22 protein-coding genes are annotated in these 23,843 nt (G+C 41.7%); 10 read left to right on the top strand and 12 right to left on the bottom strand.

Annotated features, from left to right (window positions below; all coding sequences use genetic code 11):
- Positions 1 to 71: 71 nt before the first annotated feature.
- Genes K0A89_06165 through cfbA form a run of 7 tightly spaced genes read right to left on the bottom strand, consistent with a single transcriptional unit; the run spans position 72 to position 6,682 of the window.
- Positions 72 to 971, bottom strand: coding sequence for an FKBP-type peptidyl-prolyl cis-trans isomerase (locus K0A89_06165; GenBank protein MBW6518068.1), 900 nt, complete (start codon positions 969 to 971; stop codon positions 72 to 74).
- A 15-nt stretch (positions 972 to 986) separates the two neighbouring features.
- Positions 987 to 2,624: a bifunctional phosphoribosylaminoimidazolecarboxamide formyltransferase/IMP cyclohydrolase gene (purH, locus tag K0A89_06160; protein MBW6518067.1), complete on the bottom strand. Its 1,638-nt coding sequence runs from the start codon at positions 2,622 to 2,624 to the stop codon at positions 987 to 989.
- A 44-nt stretch (positions 2,625 to 2,668) separates the two neighbouring features.
- On the bottom strand, positions 2,669 to 2,938 hold the full coding sequence (locus K0A89_06155) for a hypothetical protein (protein MBW6518066.1): 270 nt from the start codon (positions 2,936 to 2,938) through the stop codon (positions 2,669 to 2,671).
- A 60-nt stretch (positions 2,939 to 2,998) separates the two neighbouring features.
- Positions 2,999 to 3,832 (bottom strand): Ni-sirohydrochlorin a,c-diamide reductive cyclase ATP-dependent reductase subunit, encoded by an 834-nt coding sequence (gene cfbC, locus K0A89_06150; protein ID MBW6518065.1) that lies wholly within the window; start codon positions 3,830 to 3,832, stop codon positions 2,999 to 3,001.
- Positions 3,781 to 4,911, bottom strand: coding sequence for a Ni-sirohydrochlorin a,c-diamide reductive cyclase catalytic subunit (cfbD, locus tag K0A89_06145; protein ID MBW6518064.1), 1,131 nt, complete (start codon positions 4,909 to 4,911; stop codon positions 3,781 to 3,783). The genes cfbC and cfbD overlap by 52 nt, the downstream gene beginning before the upstream one ends.
- A 14-nt stretch (positions 4,912 to 4,925) precedes the next feature.
- Positions 4,926 to 6,278, bottom strand: a complete 1,353-nt coding sequence (cfbE, locus tag K0A89_06140; protein ID MBW6518063.1) for a coenzyme F430 synthase — start codon at positions 6,276 to 6,278, stop codon at positions 4,926 to 4,928.
- Positions 6,279 to 6,283: 5 nt separating this feature from the next.
- Positions 6,284 to 6,682: a sirohydrochlorin nickelochelatase gene (gene cfbA, locus K0A89_06135; protein ID MBW6518062.1), complete on the bottom strand. Its 399-nt coding sequence runs from the start codon at positions 6,680 to 6,682 to the stop codon at positions 6,284 to 6,286.
- Between the two features lie 190 nt (positions 6,683 to 6,872).
- On the opposite strand from cfbA, the gene K0A89_06130 reads away from it, so the two are divergent.
- The 3 genes from K0A89_06130 to K0A89_06120 all read left to right on the top strand — a co-directional run bounded on the left by K0A89_06130 (position 6,873) and on the right by K0A89_06120 (position 8,563).
- On the top strand, positions 6,873 to 7,673 hold the full coding sequence (locus K0A89_06130) for a hypothetical protein (protein MBW6518061.1): 801 nt from the start codon (positions 6,873 to 6,875) through the stop codon (positions 7,671 to 7,673).
- Positions 7,674 to 7,793: 120 nt separating this feature from the next.
- Positions 7,794 to 8,108, top strand: coding sequence for an iron-sulfur cluster assembly accessory protein (locus K0A89_06125; protein ID MBW6518060.1), 315 nt, complete (start codon positions 7,794 to 7,796; stop codon positions 8,106 to 8,108).
- A 221-nt stretch (positions 8,109 to 8,329) separates the two neighbouring features.
- Complete coding sequence (locus tag K0A89_06120; GenBank protein ID MBW6518059.1) at positions 8,330 to 8,563, top strand: DUF3795 domain-containing protein; 234 nt, start codon at positions 8,330 to 8,332, stop codon at positions 8,561 to 8,563.
- A 5-nt stretch (positions 8,564 to 8,568) separates the two neighbouring features.
- Here the strand turns inward: K0A89_06120 and K0A89_06115 are convergent, their stop codons facing one another.
- From K0A89_06115 to hmgA, 5 genes are all read right to left on the bottom strand, one after another.
- Positions 8,569 to 9,255 carry a DUF429 domain-containing protein gene (locus tag K0A89_06115; GenBank protein MBW6518058.1) on the bottom strand — a complete coding sequence of 229 codons (687 nt, stop codon included), beginning with the start codon at positions 9,253 to 9,255 and terminating at the stop codon, positions 8,569 to 8,571.
- 6 nt (positions 9,256 to 9,261) lie between these two features.
- Positions 9,262 to 9,630: a roadblock/LC7 domain-containing protein gene (locus tag K0A89_06110; protein ID MBW6518057.1), complete on the bottom strand. Its 369-nt coding sequence runs from the start codon at positions 9,628 to 9,630 to the stop codon at positions 9,262 to 9,264.
- Positions 9,631 to 9,635: 5 nt separating this feature from the next.
- Positions 9,636 to 10,175, bottom strand: a complete 540-nt coding sequence (locus K0A89_06105; GenBank protein ID MBW6518056.1) for a XylR N-terminal domain-containing protein — start codon at positions 10,173 to 10,175, stop codon at positions 9,636 to 9,638.
- 109 nt (positions 10,176 to 10,284) lie between these two features.
- A complete protein-coding gene (locus K0A89_06100; GenBank protein ID MBW6518055.1) occupies positions 10,285 to 10,440 on the bottom strand; it encodes a hypothetical protein in 156 nt (51 codons plus the stop codon).
- Positions 10,440 to 11,675: a hydroxymethylglutaryl-CoA reductase (NADPH) gene (gene hmgA / locus K0A89_06095; GenBank protein MBW6518054.1), complete on the bottom strand. Its 1,236-nt coding sequence runs from the start codon at positions 11,673 to 11,675 to the stop codon at positions 10,440 to 10,442. Before hmgA ends, K0A89_06100 begins: the two co-directional genes overlap by 1 nt.
- A 477-nt stretch (positions 11,676 to 12,152) precedes the next feature.
- Here hmgA and K0A89_06090 point away from each other — a divergent pair, with 477 nt between their 5' ends.
- The 7 genes from K0A89_06090 to K0A89_06060 all read left to right on the top strand — a co-directional run bounded on the left by K0A89_06090 (position 12,153) and on the right by K0A89_06060 (position 23,415).
- Positions 12,153 to 12,353: a hypothetical protein gene (locus K0A89_06090; protein ID MBW6518053.1), complete on the top strand. Its 201-nt coding sequence runs from the start codon at positions 12,153 to 12,155 to the stop codon at positions 12,351 to 12,353.
- Between the two features lie 12 nt (positions 12,354 to 12,365).
- Entirely contained in the window at positions 12,366 to 13,904 is a 1,539-nt protein-coding gene (locus tag K0A89_06085; GenBank protein ID MBW6518052.1) for a hypothetical protein, read from the top strand.
- Between the two features lie 3 nt (positions 13,905 to 13,907).
- Positions 13,908 to 14,699, top strand: coding sequence for a hypothetical protein (locus K0A89_06080; GenBank protein ID MBW6518051.1), 792 nt, complete (start codon positions 13,908 to 13,910; stop codon positions 14,697 to 14,699).
- A 1-nt stretch (position 14,700) separates the two neighbouring features.
- Positions 14,701 to 16,155, top strand: coding sequence for an Hsp70 family protein (locus tag K0A89_06075; protein ID MBW6518050.1), 1,455 nt, complete (start codon positions 14,701 to 14,703; stop codon positions 16,153 to 16,155).
- A 358-nt stretch (positions 16,156 to 16,513) separates the two neighbouring features.
- The gene (locus tag K0A89_06070; GenBank protein ID MBW6518049.1) at positions 16,514 to 19,510 is read left to right on the top strand and encodes a hypothetical protein; all 2,997 of its coding nucleotides are present in this window, start codon (positions 16,514 to 16,516) and stop codon (positions 19,508 to 19,510) included.
- A 122-nt stretch (positions 19,511 to 19,632) separates the two neighbouring features.
- On the top strand, positions 19,633 to 20,751 hold the full coding sequence (locus K0A89_06065; protein ID MBW6518048.1) for a hypothetical protein: 1,119 nt from the start codon (positions 19,633 to 19,635) through the stop codon (positions 20,749 to 20,751).
- A gap of 21 nt (positions 20,752 to 20,772) precedes the next feature.
- The gene (locus K0A89_06060; GenBank protein MBW6518047.1) at positions 20,773 to 23,415 is read left to right on the top strand and encodes a hypothetical protein; all 2,643 of its coding nucleotides are present in this window, start codon (positions 20,773 to 20,775) and stop codon (positions 23,413 to 23,415) included.
- Positions 23,416 to 23,843: the final 428 nt, after the last annotated feature.

Genomic DNA, 23,843 nt, shown 5'->3' with positions numbered 1-23,843 from the left:
CAGAAACATGAAAAATAACTGGCAGGCAACAGCTTGTTGTTGCTACCTGCCATCGGTAAAAACGATGCTAATTACTCTGCATCTCCCTTTTCTATAGACACTATCTTGATATCGAATACCAGTGTCTTTCCTGCCATCATGGAATTTTGGTCCAGAGTGATACCTGTTTCATCGAAATGTACCTGGATTGGCCCGTATGCGGTCTGGACGGTGGTGTCCGGGATGGGATTATGCCGTATAGTCATGTTCTTGCCAGTGATATCTATCACCGTGGTATTCCACGGGGTTCCCTGGAAGGTATGGACGTCGCCTACTTTCACCTGGTGCCTGATAGTTACATGAGTGGAATTGACAGCCACGACGGTTTCGTTCCATGGCAGGTCTTCGGATGAGAAACTTTCCCCTACACCCAGGGCAAAGGACAGGTTAACAGTATCGCCCATTTTCACAATGGTCAGATTAATCGTTGAACCAGGTAACTGGATAGTATCTCCAACCTTATGTTCTGTTCCAAAACTCATGTTGAACTGGAATGCAGGCATTTCAGTGATCCGGGGGAAGGTCTGTTCTATCGGAGTTTCATCACTGAGCGGGATTACCTGTATCCTGGCCGGGTCGGTCTGGCCGTATGCCATCTCTGGCGGAATTGTCAGGGTTCTGCGCTCACCTTCTTTCATACCCAATACACCGCTATCCACACCTTTTATCATCCTGCCGCTGCCGACCGTGAATACCAGGGGCTCGTAGGGGCGTCCAGGTTCATAGAGGCCGGCACCGATGGCAATTTCAGGGTCAGAGGTGTCAAAAATCGTGCCGTCCAAAAACGTGCCGGTATAATCCATTGTCACCGTATCACCCACTTCCACGACCGGCCCACCCGCATTGTTTGACAGGAACATCATAACAACAAGGACTGCTGCCAGCAGTATCAATGCAATGTAATAGTTATTGAATCCTTTATCTTCTTTCATAGTATTCCCTCACTTTTAATGATTGAAATGGCGCATCCCTGTGAACACCAGCGATACTCCAAGCCTGTTTGCAGTAGCAATGACCTCTTCATCCCGTATGCTTCCGCCTGGTGAAACAATATACCGGATGTGATTCTCTGCCGAATGGATGATGCTGTCATCAAAGGGGAAGAACGCATCTGATGAGAGTACGCATTCAGACATAACCTCATTTACGTAATCGTCATATGGAATACCAGGTTTTTCGTTCTCATATATCACTCCAAGATTTTCCCAGACCTTGGTGATCGCCAGTTTGCGTATGGAATCCACGCGGTTGGGCTGTCCGGCACCCATACCCAGCACCATGTACCTGCCCTTTGAGTATTCCCGGGCAATAATGACCGAATTGGATTTTGTCCGCTTGCAGGCTATCATTGAGAACGTTGCCAGGCCGCGTTTTGATTCCGGGAAATCATGTTCGCTGACAACATCCCATTTCTCGAACACGCCAATGTCCCTGGACTGCTGCAGCATTCCGCCCATGATATGGGTGAACCTGCTCTCCACCCTGATGCCTTCGTCCATTTCAGGTAACTCCAGGAGGCGGATATCCTTGCTCTTCTCTTTCAAGAATTCAAGCGCGTCCGGTTCAAACCCGGGCGCCAGTATGAGTTCGACGAATTTTCCTTTCATGAAGGTGGCAGTGTCCAGGTCCACGGTCCTGTTGAAACAGATGATACTGCCAAACGCTGATATGGGGTCACCGTCCCATGCCGCCGAGAGCGCAATCCGAAGCGTATCTCCGGTAGCCAGTCCGCAGGGATTATTGTGTTTGACCACACAGGCCGCAGGCACATCCCGCAGTTCCATTATGGTCTGCATGGCATTATCGGCATCGACATAATTGTTATAGGACATCTCCTTGCCGTGATGCTGCACGGCCTTTGAGAGCGATGCTCCCTCTACATCCGGCTGTGAAAAGAATTTGGCCCACTGGTGCCAGTTCTCGCCATACCGCAGCGTTTTGCCCGAGACGAACTTCAGCCTCAGGATATCCTCGCCTGCCAGTTGTTTGCTGAGGTAGGTGTCTATCGCGGAATCATAATCGGCAGTGTGCCTGAAGGCTTTGACTGCCAGTTTTTCCCTGGTGGAAGGTGAGACTTCACTACCAGTCCGGAGTTCCGCAATAATGGTCCGGTAGTCGGCCGGGTCAGTGACAATTGCGACATGCTTGTAGTTCTTTGCCGATGCGCGTACAAGGGTAGGTCCGCCGATATCTATGTTCTCGATGGCATCTTCAAGGTTGACATCTTTTATCGCGACAGTTTCCCTGAAAGGATACAGGTTGACAGCGACCAGGTCAATACATTGTATATCATGTTGTTGCGCCTGTGCCACATGCTCGTTGTTATCCCGCAGGCACAGCAGTCCACCGTGTATCAAGGGGTGCAGTGTCTTGACCCTGCCATCCATCATTTCGGGAAAACCGGTTATCTCAGATACATCTTTCACCGTTATGCCTGCATCCCTGAGAGTGCGGGCAGTACCGCCCGTGGAGATAATCTCAACACCTGTATCGGCAAGTGCTTGTGCAAAATCAACGATTCCCGTCTTATCTGATACACTAAGAAGAGCACGCTTAACGCCTACCAATAAATCACCGCAGTTGATAAGAGGAGAAGTTAAATAAATGTTTCTAATTGCTTATTCATGGTTCAGGGCTGCTCAGAAAAAGGATAATCCAGTTTCAATTCCTTATACGCCCATTTGAACTTTTCTTCAATTACTTCCGGGGTATAGTTGTTCGAGCGGCATTTCTCAAGTAACTTATATGCCCGCCTGCGGCGATTGCCCAGGTTCTTATTGATCTCTTCTTCATCCATTTTCTGGGACTTCCAGCGCATAACAATATCGGGTACGATCTGTTCAATTATCACTTTTATGCGTTTGCAGGGAAAATCTACATCATAGATATCTTGTATCATGGTCAATCACAATATCGATGTATTCCAATATATTAAAAATGTATTGAAAAGGGATACGAGTTAACCGGTCAGTTCCCTCAGCCGCTCATCAGTCAGTGGCTTTGGTTCACAGGCAACATCCCGCTCCATAATGGCCCGTCCAAGTTTGCGGTACACTCCGGCAATGTCACTATCAGGCTCCTTCTCGATTACAGAATATCCTGCCCTTTCACAGGTCTGGACCAGGTCCACCTTTGGGATGAAGGCCAGCAGTTCACTGCCCAGTTCTTCAGCAAAGGCCCTGACAATATTCTCTTCATTCTCTGCATTGCGGCTGTTACATATGACACCGTTGAGCGGATTGCCCAGCCTGGCAAATCCTTTGCAGATGTTATTGGCTGCATACAGGGGCATGTATTCGCCTGATGTGAGCACATAGGTCTCGCTGACCAGCCCCTTGCGAATAGGGGCAGCAAACCCCCCGCATACGATATCGCCGGGCACGTCGTAGATGATAAGGTCGCTGTCCTGCATCACCGAGGATATATTTTGCAGCATCTTGATGGCTACAATAATACCCCTGCCCGCACAGCCTATACCTGGTTCAGGCCCGCCCACTTCCACGCACCTGACACCTTTGTACCCTTCAAAGACCACTTCATTCTCTGTGATCTCCATACCCTGCTGCATCAATTCCATGACCGTGGGTATGCGGTGACCGCCCAGCAGGGTGATCGACGAATCGCTCTTGGGGTCACAGCCGATAATGGTGACCCTGTATCCTTCATCAGCACAGGCGGCAGCCACATTTGACGCGGTACTGCTCTTGCCGATACCGCCCTTTCCATAAATGGCAATCTGTTTCACTCTTTTTCCTCCCGTACCAGCTGGCGCAGCGTGGCACCGAACTCGGATTCTATAATAGTGCTGACACCCAGGGTCTTGGGATGCAGGTCTATCTCCACCACGACATGTTCATGTCCCATTTCCTTGAGCGGCACCACCTGCCTGGGTCCATTGGTCACTGAGATGACCTCCATACCCTGCATGTTGTCCATGGGAATGGCATGGGGCACGCCGGTTATCACGGCAAAATCAAAACCCTGATATTTCCCGGCAAGCAGCCGGTTCACGGTCTCACCTGCGATGGGATATTCATCCAGCCCGCCTATGACCTCATGTATCTCAATACCCATTTCCTTAAGGTCGCGGTTGATATTGCGGGCATGGTCCCTGACCCTGTCCAGGCCCAGGTTCTCGTCCAGGTTCGCCATATTGATTATTTCTGATGTCGAACCCAGTTCCCTGGCGGCCTGGTTCACTGCCACATTGATATCAGCGAACATGTACCCGGTTTCCTTTTTGGCGTTCAGGATGGTGATACCTTTCTTGCCTTCCTTGAGCAACTGGATAATGCGCTTTGCTACCGTATACTTGGTATCGCCACGGCTGGGTTCCAGGTATGCCTTGCTGGCAGCACCGTGCCGTTTCTCGACCTCGGTTGCCTCCTTTAACAGTATCTTCTGGCGCTGGAACTCCTCCTCGCTGAGTATACCGGCGGCAAGTGCCGATTCCAGGGTAATGATAACACCTTTGGTATTGTTGGGATAACCTGCATGTACTTCCACTTCGATAACAGGCACGTCGGGATTTACCTCAAGCACTGCATCGTGCAGTTCTTCTCCGATTATCATGCTGGCACAGGTTCCCACGATGCCTATCCGTTTCGGGTTGAACATCTCAATGACCCGCCTCAGCAGGTCGACCAGCTGTTCATGGCCACCGAACACGAAACCTGATTCGTCAAGGGCAGTGGTCACCACTCGCAGCCCATCCTCTTCCAGGAGCCTGGCATGTTTGAAACTGCAACCGGGCGGGCCGTGGAGTATGACCACGTCCACGTCAAGGTCACGCAACGTGTACAGAGCTGCCACGATGGAACTGGGTCTGGGGTGCAAAATGGTGGGTTCTTTGGTTAAGGGTACAGGGCTCATGGTAATTTCCTCTTTTATCTAAAGCATTTGATGCATGAAATAATAATATCATTTTCGCTGGTCAGTGATTCAGCCATCTCGATGGCACTTTCAAGGCTGGCGGCAGTCCGGACGTTCCCGCCCTGAATGTTTCGCATCCGCTCGCCAACCAGTATAATCGTATCAAGTTCGTTCCCTCTATTGTCAATAAAATGAGCGGCATCTGTGGGGTCAAGTCCTTCGCAGACCTGTTTTGCTTCCTCCCCGAGGATAAGGACCTTGCGGTCATGACTGGAAACCAGGCCATTTGAATAATCCAGGGCTTGCCGAACCGACCTGATGGTCATACCTGAATTGGAGTTATCCACCATCCTGCGGCCTGCCCATTCCACGACCCGCATCCTGCCGTGCACTCCTGCAAAATCCATCAGCGCGGATTCTATCTTTGCATCCTCCACGTGCAGGAGCCTGGCGGCGGCAACTGCACATACAATAGCAGTAGAATAGGCACCCGCATCATAACCGGAATTCGGGGTAAACCTGATGGTTCCGCCGCGATTTGAATGTACGGTCCAGATGCCCCCGGGGGAACGCTCCAGGTACACATCTGCATCCGTAGTATCACTGAAGGTAATGATATCCACGTTCTCAGGGGGGGTTAAGTGACCTGCTGAGGCATTCACAAGCAGGGTGCTGCCCGGCTTTGCCTTATTGACCATCTGCAGTTTTGCTGCAGTGGACGTACTGCGGCCCTTTGCTATGGTGTACTCGTTATCAAGGCTGGTGATGATGCCTATATCCGCCATTCCTGTACCTCCGAGTGATACTTCAAAGATGTACAGGTCGGCTTGAATACCGGTGCTATGTTCCAGTGCCTCAAGGATACTGCCCGGGGTTATGCTCAGGCCGTGATGCACCTTTGTCGGCACGCCCTTCATCCAGTGTTCCATTCCCCGGCTGGTATGGGAGACCACGGACAGGTTGCGCGATGCCATGTCTGCCAGAAGTGTTGCAGTACTGGTCTTGGCACCGGTCCCTGTTATTTCCACAATACGGGTATTAGAGGTAAGACCGGATAGCAGTTCCCCCACTGCCTGGTGGTGCGTGATAATAGTATGTCCACCGGCACCGGGTAGGAATGCAGGGTCAAGGTGCACCGGAGCCACTATCAGGTCAGTATTATGCTTTGTAGTAATGTTAGTATTATTAGCTGTTTCCCTGATAACATGTATGCCAGAGCGTTCGAGCCCGGCCAGGACACCCTCATCAGTGGTGCCATATACATCAACGGCTGTAACACTGTGTGCATATTTTGCGATGTGCTGCGCCAGGGGAATGCCGCCGTGGGTCAGATCCAGCACGGTGACATCTTTGTCATCGAACAGCATGGCTGTTAATCCAGTGCTTCCAGTGCCCTCTTGTATGCCAGTTCTGCTATCAGCGGGTCGGCACCCAGGGGCTCGGCATATACCAGGGTAATATCATTGCCGTTGAGCTGGATGGTGGTCTTGCGGTCTTCACGGCTGATACCCAGTATCTGGGGAATGTCTTCTGTGGTATGTACACCGTGTGCCAGGAATATTGGCACTGCCACGATGGTGGATACTCCGGTACCCTCAAAGGCTTTCAGTCCCTCGTCCATGGTTGGGCCGTTCATGTTCATGAATCCGACCCTGACAACCGCATTTTCATATTTCTCAGCGATAAGGTTGGCAACTCCGGTTACTACTTCTTTATTGTGTGGGAGCTTGCTTCCATGTCCCAGTGCCAGTATTCCGATTTTCTCAGTCATGTAATTCCTCGTGAAATGGTTGATTTCCATTCAAGTAATACGATTTATCTAAAACGTATTACTGGGTTACCTATTGTAATTTTAATCAAATATAATGGTTTTGCATGAAAAAAGACAATCTTAAAATATTATTAGCCAATCATTGAAATTCACATTGAGTAGTTTGAAAGGTCAATGAATATTGAATATTATGTCAGTAAATATCGATGATCATGTCAGGGTTTCGGATATCAGCAATTATTTGAATTGTCCTCGCAAGGTCTATTATACGTACCAGGGACATGACCCCAAAAAGACAATCACTCCATCCTATGTAGCAGCTCTTATCCTGAAAGAAATGGCACAGGATTATGCAGAGGTGATAACCTCTGAAGAAATGTTCCCATCTTTGCAGTCACTGCTGGATATGTCCGCACGGCAGGTAACTACCATATACCGGGACGAACTTGCCGGCATTGACCCGGAAACAATATCCCTTGCAACCTCAGAAGTGTGCTCGCATCTTGACGGGATCATGAATGGGATCCAGGCATCAATACAGGCTTTTGGGATTGAGAAGCTTCTTGATTTTCTCACTTCAATGGATAGTGAACCTGTACTGTATAGTGAAAAACTTGTTATGTCAGGTAGTCCTGACAGGCTGGTAATGGTTGACGGCTGTTTAACTCCATCCATAATTCGTACCGGGAAAGCTCCTATAAGCGGTGCGTGGAAAAATGACCGCATCCGGCTTACCGCACTGTCCATTCTGCTTGAAGATAAGTATGACAGTGCCGTTATGAAAGGCATGGTGGAATATGCCAGGTACGGTATTGTGCGTGAAGTACCAATAAGACATGCAGACCGTCGGAAGGTGCTGGCACTTGCGGGCAGGGTCAGGAAAATAAGGGATGGAAGGCTGCCGGAGAGGCCAGATGATGCATCATGCGACTATTGCGGGCATGTTGAACACTGCCAGGTCACACAGACCCTTGCATCCCGGTTCTTTTAAGATAAAAGGGTAATATTAAAGTACGTTCAAGTCAAGTGAGTGACCGTAAGCTTTTTAAGCAAACAGGAATAAATACTGTTCGTATAGTATCGAACAAACTCAACTCAAATATGTGATACAATGATCGAAGTAACAGAATTAGCAGCAGGGGAATTGAAAACTCTCCTGGAACAGGAAAATAAACAGGATCATGCACTGCGTATTTTTATAGCAGGTATGGGCTGCAGCGGTCTCAGTTACGGGATGACCCTGGATGACACAAAGAAAGATGATGACCTGGAAACAACCAGCAATGGTGTCAGGTTGCTTATGAACTCAGACATCCAGGAATCTCTGGATGGCGCAGAGATCGATTATATTGACAACGAACACGGCAAAGGTTTTGTGATCAACAATCCCAATGCACCCAAGTGCGGTTCAGGCTGTTCCTGTTAAGGATAATTAATGCGCAGCCGATTTCCGGCTGCATGTATCTTTTTTCAATCATCATCAGTGTCAGCTTGACTTTTATGGCACTTTGGACATACTACAGGATATCAAACAGGTCCAGGGTGATTTCCGAAAAGCGCGCAAATCATAGCAACAATTATATATATATAATTTCAAATTTATACTAGAATTTATAAAAGTATAGATTCAGGAAATCTGGACGTGTAATGTTGGACAACATGTATGGTAAATGTGGCAATGCTTGTGAGATATGTAATAAGTATATTTCAAGTTGCAGGGGGTGTCTGACTGAGAATGCGGACAATTCTGTTACTATCAATTGTTTGTTTTATAATTGTGCTATAAATAAAAACGTAACATCGTGTTTGAGCTGTGCCGAATATCCATGCAAGCTAACAAAAGGAGTTTCCAGAGCGTATTGTCCCATACACAGTATTTAAAATGACTATTCACCCTTGAGCACAGGTTTTCCATCGGGCTGATAATCATTAATGATGTGGAGTCCTCGTTTAAGGGGTATATAGATAGTCCCGTCTTTTCCATCCATTTTTCGAAAACTCCCGCATGAAACGCAGTAAGCCGTATATGCAGATAATATGGCATCCAGTTCATCATCCGAGAGCAATGTATCTCCAGCCATTTCATCGATACCCCGTATAATGTCACCCAACCCTTTCTGGATCATCTGGCGCCCTTTCTTTGATTTCTTCCTGACGCGGGCACCTATGTTTAGCGCTCTTCTTGCAGCATAAGGATATACTTCTATCACCCTGGCACCAAATGTTCTTTCACACCAGTATTTCAGTTCTATCCCTTTATCCACCCAATCACTTACCCAGTCGGCACCTGAAGGGTAACACGAAATGCCATATTTACGCAACCGTCTTTCACAGTCCCTCATACTCCCATGTTCAGGTCTGGACAAAGGCGCGTCAATGGCCACGATACATGGTGCATGTCCGGCCTTCATACCGGTAATGATAGCATGGATGAGAGTATCATCTGATTTTATATGTTCAGGTCTGGCCAGTATCCAGGGTTCGCCATGTATTTCCACAATACTGGCAATGCCGGTACTTTTCCGCTTTATGCTGCTACCCAGGTCCACACCAATGAACAACCCGGTATTCATAGTATTTCATTCCAGGATTCCATTGATCTTTTTACAGGCTCCTTCCATTTCAACAATGACAAGACCTATATTTCCTTCATCAGCAAACAGGGTACCCAGAATGGCATTCTCTCCTGCGTCCATGAATATGATAATACCATCAATCGACCTGATCATCAGCATGTTGGGACTCTTCTGGCGCAGTTCTTCCATAACAGTTTTAGCAGAACCCATAATAGTAGCAGTGAACGCTGCTAATTTTGCCTCAGGCACATAGTAGGGTACGTCAGAAACGATTGTAAGACCCTGATGACTCACAATAACCAATGCCTCGATGTTGGCTAAGCTTTTCAGGTCTTGAAGCACAGTATGGAGCATTTCCTGGATGTTATCCATAATATCTACTCTTTCCAGAACTTATGTTTTATCACAAACTGGCAGAAAGGATCCCCTTTTGCCTGGCAGGTCGTTTCTTCACACACCATGTTCTCTTTATTAAATACAATTTCCATATAGCCGCACAGGAAACCTTCAAGGAAATTGCAAATGGAAGTGTCGTTCTTGCCGTTGTACCCGCGGCTTTCGAAACTTTTCTCAACCTTACAGGTTATTTCATTGCCATCTTCGGATAAGGTTACTTCCTTCAACAGCAGCCACCCATAACGTGCGAATTGCTGGATTGTGGCAGATAATGTTTCGTCGAGGGTCTTACAATCCCAGTGCTCCATGACCACAGGCGCAGATTTATAGCCGGCATTATAACCAGAAGTATATAATAGTGGTCTGGCACCTATTCCAAGCGCGCCTATCATTCCCTTCAGAAGCGAGCTCATGGTCCTTTTGCTCATAAACATGACCGGGACATCACTTATTGTTGTGTTGGCATTCTCATCATCGAATTCGATGAAAAGCGTCTCATCAATGCTTTTAATAACTCTCACCCGCGGATAATATAATAATAATATATGATAATTACAGTCTTCATTAATATAATTATCATTAAAAAATGAACCTGACAGTTCCCGGTCAGGTTTATTCAACCTGATATGCTTATCCGTCTACCCTGTAGTTCAAACCGCACTCATCGCATCGATAGGTTATTACCTTCATACCCCTGGGACTGGTTTCTACCATCGATTTCATCCAGCTTCCGCACGTCGGGCATTTCTGGTCTATGAGGGTGTGGTTTCGTTTTTCCTCGTTCATTATTTTCGCCCCAGTTGTTTATGTGCCCTTGCCAGGTGTCCGGCCGATTGGGCACCTATGAGTGAGATCTCACCTGCCAGTACAGCCACCCCGATTATTTCGGCAAGTTTTTTAGCATTCGTACCGGGCGGCTCACCGGCCCCGGCGACACCCAGGATCTGGAGGCACTCGCGCTGGGTAGCGATACCGGTGCCGCCGCCAACGGTCCCAACCTGTACAGCAGGCATGGTGACGCAACAATGCAGGTCACCGTCAGGTGTCAGTTCCATGGTAGTGATAGTGCTACTCCCTTCAACTACATGGGCCGCGTCCTGCCCGCATGCCAGATAAAGGGCAGCCACTATATTGGCAGCATGGGCATTGTACCCCATACTTCCGGCGCGGGCAGAACCCAGCAAATTCTTTTTGTAATTGACCTCTGCCATGGACCGGCCCGTGGTCTTGAGTTTAGCATCCACCACGTCTTCAGGAATGACCACTTCGGCAACAACGGTCTTACCCCTGCCCAGTATAGTATTGATGGCCGATGGTTTCTTGTCAGTGCACATGTTCCCGGAGAGGGATACCAGTCCAATACCGAACTGTTCTGTTATGTAATTCGAAACTGCTTCTGATGCAATGGTTGCCATGTTCATACCCATGGCATCCTTGGTATCGAACCTGAGCCTGAGGTGAACATCGGTTCCCACCACAAACGGCGTTGCATCCATTAATTCCCCGAACCGGGTGGTTTGGGCGGCCTTTGCCTTCATGGTCTCAAAGTGGCCAGCTAACCAGTCCACGAATTCCCTGGCATGTACAACGTTCCTGGCAGAAAAAACAGGCGCACGGGTCATACCGTCCTTGAATATTCTTACTGTGGCACCACCGCACGCCGAGATCACCGTGCAGCCCCGGTTGGTGCTTGCCACCAGCGCACCTTCGGAGGTAGCCAGGGGGAGATAGAAATTACCTGTCGCGTATTCACCCCGGATGGTAACAGGACCGGCAATACCCAGGGGTAGCTGGATCGCCCCTATCATATTTTCGATATTCCGCCCCACAACCTCAGCAGCGTCAATGGAAAAGCTGCCCAGACTTTTGGCATCGGTACCCGTCATCCTGGTAATGGCCTCCCTCCGTACTGCTACTCCTTCCACAGGACCGACCAGCTTGTCAATGGCATGAAGTTTGAGCTGGCCTGATACTACTTTTCCTATAATTTCTTCTTTTTGGATGTCACTGTCCAGTCTCATGGGTCAATGTTGTGTTGTAACATATTTAACTTTGGCGTAAAACGGCCTTGGGACAAAACTCACTTATCCTGCCTTATGTGACCAATGAGGTAGAATGCCATCCATAATCTCAAGATATCCAATTCTCCCAACATTATGTGCAACATTCTTCAGTCGTGTAGTTGAGCTAAAAGAGGACGATTGTAAAGCAATGGAGTTGCTGATTTGATAATTTTGTCCCAAGGCCAAATAAATAGGCCCTGGGACAAAATTATTAGGGGAATTATTATGCTGCCGCTTTTTTTGACAGATTTATCGCAAAAACTTACCGCTATGCGTTGGCATTTTTGTCCCAAAGCCAAATAAATAGAAAACTCTATATGCTAAAATATCGATCATATTTATCAATAAAAGATTCATATGGTGGCATAACAGTTGTAGCATGGATATGAAGAATCAAATGGATTATTCAGATAGGGGCAATAAGGAGCGATTAAAATGGGTGGAGAAGAGTTAATAGGTGTAGTTATAGGTGCTGTTATAGTTATTGCGATTGTTATTGCAATTATATATATAACAGTATTGATTATATCAGCAGTAGCAGCAATTGTTGCAGCGGGTGGTGCCCTTTGGGGAGGTGGAACTGCCATTGCCAACTATGGCAAATCATTCAAAGTAAATATGATCGATAGTAATTAAGGAGTAATAAAATTGGCTACTGATCCACAACCCGCCAAAAAGAGTTATTATTTTGATAAAGGTTACAAAGATCTTGAAAATACGGTAAAAGGAGCTTGGCAGAGAAACTTTGTATCTATAAAAGAATATATGAATAATATCAAAATTTCAAAAAGTGTAGATGACACTAAAACATTTATCTTTAAATTGATTCTCAATTTATTAGCAATAATTGGGGTTTTAATCGTCGGCTCTGCTATCACACTGGTTTTATCCACTATTAACATAGCCGTATTATTGGCTTTTATGGCGATTGTCTACATAGGATTTACTATTGCTTGGACAACTGACCGAGCCTATCTTTTACGAAAGAAAATCTTTACAGCTTGTCATGAGTGTAAAGAAAAATCATTGATACCAACTTATATTTGCCCAACTTGTAAAGAAAAACATACAAACTTAACGCCTAGTGTATATGGAATTCTAAAAAGGACATGCAATTGTGGAGAAATGCTTCCCACCACATTCTTCAAAGACGTCGGCATAACTGATAAAGGAGATCCGAGATTTAGACGTGACCTCAAAGCAATTTGCCATAATTGCTGGAATGAAGGTAGAGAAACAAAATTGACCGATAGAGAGACTGTACCTATTTGTATACCAGTAGTGGGAGGGCGTTCAGTTGGTAAAACAGCTTTCATAAATGCATTTTCAAAAGATTTTATAGAAAAAGTAATACCTGCAAAAAAATGGGAATACGAGCGTTACAATGATGATAAATCTAATATATACAAACAAATAGAAGTGGATTATCAAACTGGTGATGTAAGAGCAACCAGTAGGGTGACAGATACTAATAAGGCAAGTTCTATATCCTTTAGTTTTTTCGTAAAGGGTGATGAATTTAAACCTGAAAGATTGATTCATGTTTATGATATTGCCGGTGAAGTGTTCACTGACAACAACGAAAATGAAATTCAAAAACAATACGAATATTGTCATGGTATTGCTCTGATAATCGACCCATTTTCTATTCCAAGTGTTAGAAATAAATATGAAAGTGATTTATCGCCAGAGGATATTGCAGGCATTGGTATTGCTGATATTAACGGAATAGTTAATTCTTTCTTGATCAAGTTAAGAGAAGTAACAGGTCTTAGTGACAAAAAGATGTATTCCGTACCTTTGGCTATTGTAATTAACAAAGCGGATTCTGCAGGACTATTTAATGAATTAGGTGAAGGTTCAGTAAACGCTCTTATGAAAACTGATCCTGATAAATATAATAATGAGATGGATGTTCAAGACTACCTTTGCCGTAAGTTCCTTGAAGAATATGGAATGGGAAGTTTTTTAAACAATATCACTATAAAATTTAAAAACAGCCGATTTTTTGTATGCAGTGCGATAGGTCATTCAAGAGGTAAAGGTGTTTACAAACCAGAAGGTGTTATGGAGCCAATGGAGTGGCTTTTTAGAAAAGCAGATTCGATAATGGATCGTAATTGGCAAGATACAAATTTTACAAAACATCCTTTTGCATCAAAAGGTATTGAAGAACAAGGAGTTTGAAGTATGGATAATAAAAACAATCATATTGATACAAATGATGATGTGCAAGAGCCGTCTTCTGATGAAAAAATGGAAGAGACAATATTTCCTGAAGAAACAACAAGAGTAATTCAGGATACGGTTACAGGCAATGAAGAAATCAAAGAAGAAGTATCAATATCAGATGAGTCTATTCATCCCGAAAATGGTGGGCAAGATACCGAAAAATGCACTGAGGAGGAATCGGAAAAAGCTGGAAATATAAGCATCAGTAATGATGATCTTTTGCAAAATGTTACTATCCTTTCAGATAAAATGGACTCCCTTAGTCGGCTTTTTTCTGAAAAAATACGGCATACGGAACATGAAGACCAAATTGTTACCCAAATGCATACGGAATTGCAGAAGTATAAGCAAGATATGTATGCACAAATTATCAGACCAGTTCTTCTTGATATCATCGAAGTGAGAGACAGCATTTTGAGAATGGCCGATACTTACCTCAAGGAACCTGAAGGTGAGCAGGACATTCCTAACAAGACGTTTGCAGACTATGCTATTGATATTCAGGATATATTAGAGAGATATGGTACTGAGATATACAAGAGCAGCCCTGAAGATGATTTTGTACCGGTAAAGCAACGAGTAATTGAGAAAGTAGTTACAAGAAACAACGAATTACACGGAAAAGTAGCTGAGTCTTTAAGCTGTGGTTATAACTACAACGGAAGAACGATTTCTGCAGAAAAAATTAATATTTATTATTACGAAGAACCAGTAGAAATAATTGCAAAAAATAGTGAGGAGGAAGTTTAAAATGGATAAATATGTATACGGTATTGACCTTGGTACAACGTATTCGTGTATCGCATATGTAGATAAAACTGGAAGGGCAACTGTTATTAACAATTCAGAGGGAACAAATACTACCCCTTCTGTGGTTAATTTTGCAAGTCCGAAGCAAGTTGTTGTAGGACAAGTGGCAAAGGATACTTCTGTTATTGATCCTAATAATACTGTCTCAATGGTAAAAACTTTAATGGGGAAAAGTGACTTTGCCATAAATTACAATGGCGAAAATAAATCCCCTGAAGAAGTTTCAAACTACCTATTGAAGAAACTCACAGCAGATGCAGCAAAGCAAATTGATGAAGAAGTAAAGGATGTAGTTATTACGTGTCCTGCTTATTTTGGTTCTCCTGAAAGAACTGCAACAAAGAATGCAGGAATAATTGCTGGTCTTAATGTATTAGGAATTCTCAGTGAACCAACTGCTGCAGCAATTTATTATGGATTTACTAAAGAACAAGAAGAGAAAAACATTCTTGTGTATGATCTAGGTGGAGGAACTTTTGATGTTACTATTATGAGAATAAGTTCAGACAAAATTGAGGTCATATGTTCCGTTGGTGACCACGATTTAGGTGGTAAAGATTGGGATGCTGCCATTATACGATACCTTGCAGATGAATTTAAATCTGAAACAGGATATGACGGTGATTTTGATGAGTATGCACAGCAGGAGCTGGCTATGAAAGCTGAAAAAGCAAAACAGCAGCTTACTGCGAAAGAAACAGTTACTGTTATAGTTGAGGCAGCCGGAGAAAAGTCAAGAATCAACTTTTCAAGGGAAACATTTGATGAGATTACTTCTCCACTATTAAATTCCACTATTGATAAAACCGATGCTGCAATTGCTGAGTCAGAAGGACGTGGTTATAAAGTAGATGAAATTCTTTTGGTTGGAGGTTCTACGAGAATGCCACAAGTAACTAAGGTTCTTGTAGAAAAATATGGCATAGAGCCTAAAATTCTTGAGCCGGACGAAGCTGTTGCTAAAGGCGCTGCTATTCATGCGGTTAATTTTTATTCAAAGCCTATTTCAGCAACAACAAAGAGTTTTGGAATTGAAGCGATCGTTAATAGTGAAAGGAAATGTCGCAATATAATTTTTAAAAATAATCCTATCACTGATGGTGCCATAACCGTGTCCCAGACATTTAGAACAATGGGAGAAAACATGGAAACAATGGAAATCAATGTCTATGAAAATGATTTCATGGAGGAATATTTTGATATTGATGAAAATTATAAAATTGGCACAGCAATCTTAGAATTGCCGGGCAATCTTCCTGACGGCGCACCAATTGAGGTAACATTCAGCCTTAACAACGAAGGTATTTTGGAGGTTACTGGTAAAGACATAACAAGCAACAAAACGATTAAAGGAACTATACAGTCAAAATATATCATGACTGGTGAATCAGTTTGAAAAATTGAAAGAAAAATCAAAGCAAATGGTTATTATTTAATTACACTTCGTCTGCCATAATAATTATTGATTGTGGCAGGATGATTTTGATTTGGAGGAATAAAGTGGGCATAAGAGTCGGAATTGACCTGGGTACAACTTTTAGTGCAGTTGCATGTATAGATAAGCAAACTGGAAAGGCAAACATCAGTTTTGTATTTCGAACCTAAAGGGAATATTTTATATGGTGAAGATGCTAAAAATATGCAAGCTATGGGAACTCCCTAAGAATTAAAATAATGAAAATATAAAGGTTTGTAGATATGGTTGTTTCGATGACATTTCAATTGTTGGATTGCAGAGTGAGGGTGATCTATTCGTGAATGAGAATTGGTATTTGATATTAGATTTAGATTTTGATCCTCCAGTCGAGGATCAAGCTGTTATAGACCAAATAATTGAAGAAAAGCGCAAATTTTGGGCAACTAATTTCAATGATTCCTTTAGAGGCTCACTATACAAGGAATATCATGGAAAGCTCAACGAAATCAAAAGGATAATGAGTGATCCTGTCGAGCGTAAAAAGCAAGCTGAGGCTGCTCGCAATGATGTATATGATTTGTTAAATAAAGATCTTACTAATCTTGGTAGGGGAAGCGGAGAAATCGCCGAAGACATTGTCGAAAAATATGCAATTAAAAAAAAGGTATCTGTTGATATAGTCAAAAAAAGAATGGCTGCCCTTGGCATAAAAATTGGACAAAAGAATGTCGATTTTGAGAAATTTTATGAAGAATATTATAAAACCAAACCCCATGGTGCAAAAATATATGAGGGTATGAAGACATATCTTCAGCCATTTAATAAGGATAATTTCTACGATTTCTTGAATCCCGGTACTACGATTATGAATACTCTACCGTGCGATAAGCTCACGCAATTTGCGCAAGAAATGAAGAAAAAAGACTTTTACAAAAATAACAATACAAGTAGTGCTGGTAAAAAAATATGCGAGACATGCGTGCAGGCTTTTAAGGATGAAAACAGTAAAAGAATTTATGACGAATATTTAGCATGGGGCAAAAGAAGAAGTGTTTTAGATTACGTAAAAGAAATTGCAAAAGTCGCAGGTTCAGAATTGTCTGATAAACAAGGAGATGTTTTCATTGACCAATTAACTGAGTTGACTATAGATAGAACATTAGCGAAAAATGTTTTTATTTCCTTTTGTAAAGTTGAGAATATTGCATACAATCATAATCCTGCAAACGAAAATAATGTAAATATAAAGGTTTGTAGCTGCGGTAGAATTAATGATGTATCCGATGGGCGAACACAATGTTTTAACTGTAAGAAAGATTTGGTCATAAAATGCCCGAAATGCAGTACAGAAAATGATGCTAATATCAAATGGTGCAAATGTGGCTTTGAATTAGAAAATATAGATCGGGCGTTGGCGTTGTGCAACTTGGCTCAACAATACATCAAATCAATGGAATTTAAAACTGCCGAAACACATTTGAAAGATGCTGAAAAATACTGGCCTGGTAGTAGTGAAGTTAAAGCAAAGAGGGAAGAACTGGAAGAGTTTAAGCAGCGAATTGGTGATACAGCTGAAAATATGAGGAAGGCTGTTCAAGAAAAGCGCTATTATGAAGCGAAGAAACAATATGCAGATATTCTAAAGAGATTCCCTGAATTCAAGGAGGCTGACTTAGAAGCAGAAATAACAACAGCTATTGAAACAGCAAAATCTTATTATGATAAAGCTAAAGCTCAGTCAGCAACCAATGAAAAAGAGATCATTGAAAACTGTACGAAGGCACATGAAAGTTGTTGTGATTATCCTGGAATTCGTGAGTTGATCTTAAGGTACCCACCTCAGATGGTAACCAATTTGAGAATTTCAACTGACGGAAACACAAAAACCAACGTCCTTAGCTGGAATGAAAGTACCTCGGAAGGTACTGTATATTATTCGATTGTACGAAAAAGAGATGCTATTCCGATAAACAATACAGATGGAGATTTGGTCGCAAGAGTTAATGTGTGCAGTATTAACGACAGCAAGATCCTGCCTGGCGTTGGATATTACTATGCAATATTTGCAGAACGAGCTGGTGTATATTCAAAACCATTATCCACCCGAAAACCTGACGTGAATCTTTTTGAAATAACAAATGTTACAATTACCCCTGGAGATGCAATGCTCCAGTTGGAATGGGATTCTATTCCTTCCGGTTCAACTGTCGAATTGTTTAGAATTACTGACGGTGGTAAAGAAGAACGAATTAATAGCAATAATTCAGAAGGTTTCCTGGACAGTGGCTTGAAGAATGATGAGAATTACAATTATCGATTGCGCCTGGTTTACAATATAAACGGTCAAAAACAGATGACCAATGGCATTAACATTTCTGGAATGCCAACAAAACCGCCGAAAGCAATTGAAATTTTGAGCGTGAAGCCTGTTCAAGACAATACATTCCAGGCAACATGGGAAAATCCAGATAATTCAGAAGTGCGGTTATATTATTCAACAAATAAACCTGATTATAAGTGTGGAGAAATTGTATCCCAGGCAATCCTTGAATCTAAAATGAGAAGACTTGCTGTAACAAAAACAGAACGCAACACGGGTACATTCCAGTTTAAAGATGATGGGCGATTATATATTACAGCAGTGGTTGTAAAATCGAATTCGGCCGTTATCGGTGCTATTGCTCGTGCAAGCAAGGGGGAATCTGTACAAATTAATAATATTGTAGCGGCTAACAATAATATTAATATTTTTATAGATTCACCAAAAGAAGCAACAGGATTTGTTATTTTGTATCGGTTTGACAAATATCCCGTTGATATTGGTGATATACAATCGATAAGGGAAGACATAAATATTAAACAATATCGGGCTGATAGCGTCCTTGTTATTAAAGATCTAAAACAACAAAATTATTATTTTACTGTGTTTGCAGAGTTCAAAAGAGATGGGGAAAAAGACTATTCTACAGGTACAAATTATCTATTTGCAAATGAGTCAAAAAAAGTCATCACCTATTCAATTTCAGTGACAAAGAAAAAATTTGGATTTGGAGAAAACAATGTAATAATTTACTTTGAAGCTGGGGAAGAATCTTTTAATTTGCCTGATATTGATATTTATTCAGCAGTAGGAAATGTTCCTATGTTCAAGCCATCAGTCAAATTGTTTCATTCAATACCAGCACAAGCTTTTACTGGTTCACTGCAAGTTAAAATTCCATTTCCTGATGAAATCGAAAGTGATACTTATATTAAGGCATTCTTAAAAAATGACAAATTACATTCATCATACAAACTTCAACTTAAAATTAACTCGAGTTTAAAAATTAGGTAGGAGGGATTTATATAGTACTGAAAATGACATTTATTTGCCCTTATTGTTTTGACAAACATAAAATTACAGAGACCCAATTTCGTTGTACTAATAAGAAATGTAAAGAATTTGATGATAAAGAAATGACTAAATACGAAAATGGTAACGTAAATAACCCCTTGAAAGGAAGAAAGACATTTAAAGCAGGAATTTCGATTATTTTTAGAAATTACGGTAACTGTCCTGAATGTGGAAAACAAACGTTTAAAGTTGTTTGCCCTTCTTGTCATAATATATTACCGCCATCTACAATTAATGGTACAAATATGATTATATCTATAGTGGGCTCTCGTGATACTGGTAAAAGCCATTTCGTTGGTGTAATTATTAAAGAGTTAAGAGAACGAGTTTTGCGCTTCAACGGTGGGGCTATGTATCCTGAGGAGGATACTGAAGAAAGATATGAAGCTGCTTTTGGAAGAAATCTATATACTGATTTTCAAAGACTTGAAAAAACAATGAGTTCCTTGGAAAATCGTAATAACGGTGCATATAGACCATTGATTTATAGATATGATGTCCCACATAAAAAATTAGCCCTTGATATTCAGCACAGAAATCTAATACAAGAGAATGATACTTTCACGTTTGTTTTTTTTGACACGGCCGGTGAAGACTTGGACGATGAAGATATGATGAGTACTGTAAATAAATACATTTGCAAATCATCAGGCATCATTTTCTTGCTTGATCCAATGCAAATTCCTGAAGTAAGAAATAAATTGGATGCCAAAACAATTGCAAGAGCAACTTCTGCTACTAGTCTCCCAAAACGCGCGGATGACATCATGGCTCGTGTTTCTCGTTTGATTCGAAATGATAAAAATTTGCCTGATGGGAAAAAAATCGACATTCCTGTTGCTGCAGTATTTTCAAAATTTGATGCTATTTATTCCATTATACCCGAAGGATGTACCGTGCTTGAAACAAGCCCACATTACACAAAAAAGAGTTTTTATCTCCCTGATTGGCATAATGTCAACTCTGAAGTCAAAGGATTGTTAGAAGAATGGAATGCAGGCTCATTTACGTCGCAACTTGAGGCAAATTATACGGACTATTCTTATTTTGCAGTATCAGCACTTGGACTTGGTAATAGTCCTCGTGAAGATGGTGGGATTGAGAAACCAAGACCACATAGAATTGAGGATTCATTTCTCTGGTTGTTAATGAAAAATGGAGTAATAAAATCTTCTCAATGACTAATTACAGAGGTCTATTAAATGAATAAACATCAAATTATTTTTACTTCATGCATGAGAGGTATTAATGGTGTCAATGATGGACAGCAGATTTTTTCTTATGATGCAGATTTTAAAGATAGTAAATCAGAAGATGTAAGGAGTTTGTTTACTTACCAGACTCCCGCATTGGAAGTTGGCGTTGTTATGTCTGAAGAAATTGCCCTGATTATGCCCAAATCGTTCATTTTCAGGAAACTAAATAACGGAACTTGTGCTGTAACTCTTAATACATATCTTGGCAGAGATTATATGGGTAGTGCAGGACGTTTTGGCAATAGTTTAAGTCATTCAATAATATGTGATGAAGCAGAATACACAAGCTACCCATGCGAATTTTACGGAAGTGAAATGCTCAGGGATAGCATGGCATACGAGGAAGTTAACAATCCTAAAATCCCCAGCTTTCTCCCTACTCCTGAACTCTTAAGAGGGTATCGTGTTGACATAGACAATGTTATTGAGTTTTTAGGTGAAGATGACCGTATGGATATCTTCAAGAATATGCTGCATGCAATGCTTTCGTTTGAGAGTGAGCGCAAGCGTATTGTGATGTGCGATAAGGCGGACAATATAATTATGTGGATCGCAGCCCTCGAATATACGTTGCCGCTGAAGATTGCATTGAATATCAATTTCACAACATATGAATATGATCCATCATTGTCACGATCTCAAATATGTGGTGTTGTACCCAATGGAACAAAATACAATTTTGAGGCATATGAAAGTTTGCAATCACACTTTGTTTTTGATTTATATAGAAACGATACTGTCGATTTTAATATAAAAGGAGATTTTTATGATTTTATTGAAGTGGCAATGTCATTTTCCCATGATATCTTAAAGAGTTTTCATGAATTCTTAATAAACTCATATTCTTACTCTAAAGCCGATTTAGATTATTATAATGCATATTCTCTTTACAAATTACGTAAAGATGGGATATTGGAAATTAACAGGGAATCTTTTGCAAATGCCGTTTCATTTGCGGATAAGTTTGCAGATGATGGAGAAAAGATCGCTTTAATAGAGCAATTGCTGTTTGAAAAAGATAAAATATTAACATTTGACAATAACTATTCATTAGAGGTTTTTCGTTACATTATAGGTTCATACGGTTTTCTATCTGCATTAATGCAAGAACAAACAAAAAGCGCTGTTATTGAGAGAATACTCAATTCTTTTTTGGGAACAGAGATAAGCAAAGAAGAATTTACAAGTTTTTATACAGGCTTAGAAGAACTCTGCAATGCAGCAGGAATCAGTATTGCTGCAGAACTGATGAATGAAGATAATCAACAGAAGATATTTGGTGTAATAAAACATGATGTTTCAAATTGGAAGTTGGCTTTCATTATCAAAGTTCTCTGCGATTATGTGAAAGTTAAAACCACTCCCGCTGAAGAATTATATGTTGAGCACCCAATAGGAAACCTCTATGCTGGAATCGTGCAATCAGTGTATAGCATCAATGAGAACAATGGATTCTATGTTGTTACTAGAATACTTGAAGAATTTTCAAATGATCATGAATATTTAACTAATATTGCATTAAATCTGGATGGAGTGATGTCAGACCTAACTTCAGGCGAAGCTGCTGCTCGTTCATTGTGGCAATGTTTCTATCAGGTTGCTGCAAAATCACAGTATGAAAATCGAAATGCTGTGTTTACTATTCTGAATGGCTACAATAGAAGGGAGCAAATGTATGGTTTGTTTAAATCGTTGTTGAATCGTAATCCAGGTTCAACAGACGGAGATATATTATTTAGAGAGCATTTCGAATCCTTTGTTGCCTTTAACCAAAATTATTCACAAGAGTATTTGCCACAAATTCTTGGAGCCTATTATGACAATGTTAAAAGCACCAGAAACAGGGATATCACTCCAATTGAGAATGAATTGCTTGGCATCATCCATCAGAACAAATTGGATGTTCCATTTGTTGATGAACTAATTGGTAACATAACAAAGAAGATTCCTTTGGAGCGTCCGTCAAAAGAAAACACACAGATTGTAATGACCATTTTCGAATATAACTTCGACTATCCCCGCCAAGCTATAAGCGGAAAAGTATTTCTTATTTGTGTTGGTATGAATATTGAAAAAATCAAAAGCAATAAGGACTTACAGCCTGTAATGGCAAAACTTGAAAGACTTGTTGATGACAAAAAGGTTAATCTTTTAGGATTAACCGAAAAAGATGCAGATAACTATTTAGAATGGATTGTACCGTATATTACAAACTCTTGTCAGACATCAAATGATCTCATTAAGCTTTATAATTTATTCGATATGTCACCAAGAGTATCGGAAATGTATATTGTCATGTGTGCGAAAGATTATTTAAAACAGAGTAAGAGTGATAAAGACTATAACAGTTTTTGTGAGTTTTTGAAGTTCTTGTTTACTGTTGAAAACACAAATGGGCTTAAGGCGACAGGTAAAGTTTTGCACACACTCAGTAAAAAAAAGCTTGAACTTATGGATTCTGATGTAAAGATCTTCTTTGGCAAAGACCGAAATGCATTGCATTACTGGGATGAGATTAAGGAAATCTCCTCGTCTACAAATCCATTGTTGAAAAACATTAGAAATTTTGTTAGACGAAAAAGGGGGTAAATCAGTCCCACCGCTAATTCAAATTTTCGAAAGAAGAGCTATTATGTGGAGATTATGGGCACTTGCCGATGAGTAGAAAAAGGAATTTAATGAAATACATAAGAAAATTGTATTTGTTTAGCCCATACACAACTCTCGCCTGAGTAATTTCTCCAGTTTTTCAAATCCATTCTTACCCTGTAGCCTCCAGTCAGCCATTAAACTCATATTTCGCACCCCTTTTTTGTAATATTTATCTTTTTTCCACCAACAGCCCATTCTCCTTGATATATGTCAACATCAAAGCCGGATAGTTCTATGATGAAAATTCCCACCTAAAATTGACCCACTTTTCCCATTGAAAATTGACCCACCCTATATATCAAAATTCCCCTGTTTTATTGCAGGAGGATTTTGGGGTGATCTCAATGGAAGATTGGATAACAATA

This window comes from ANME-2 cluster archaeon (genome assembly GCA_019429385.1).
Classification (GTDB): Archaea; Halobacteriota; Methanosarcinia; order Methanosarcinales; family Methanocomedenaceae; genus Methanocomedens_B.
Note: the sequence above shows the minus strand (reverse complement) of the source record. Positions and strands in the feature narration are given on the sequence as shown.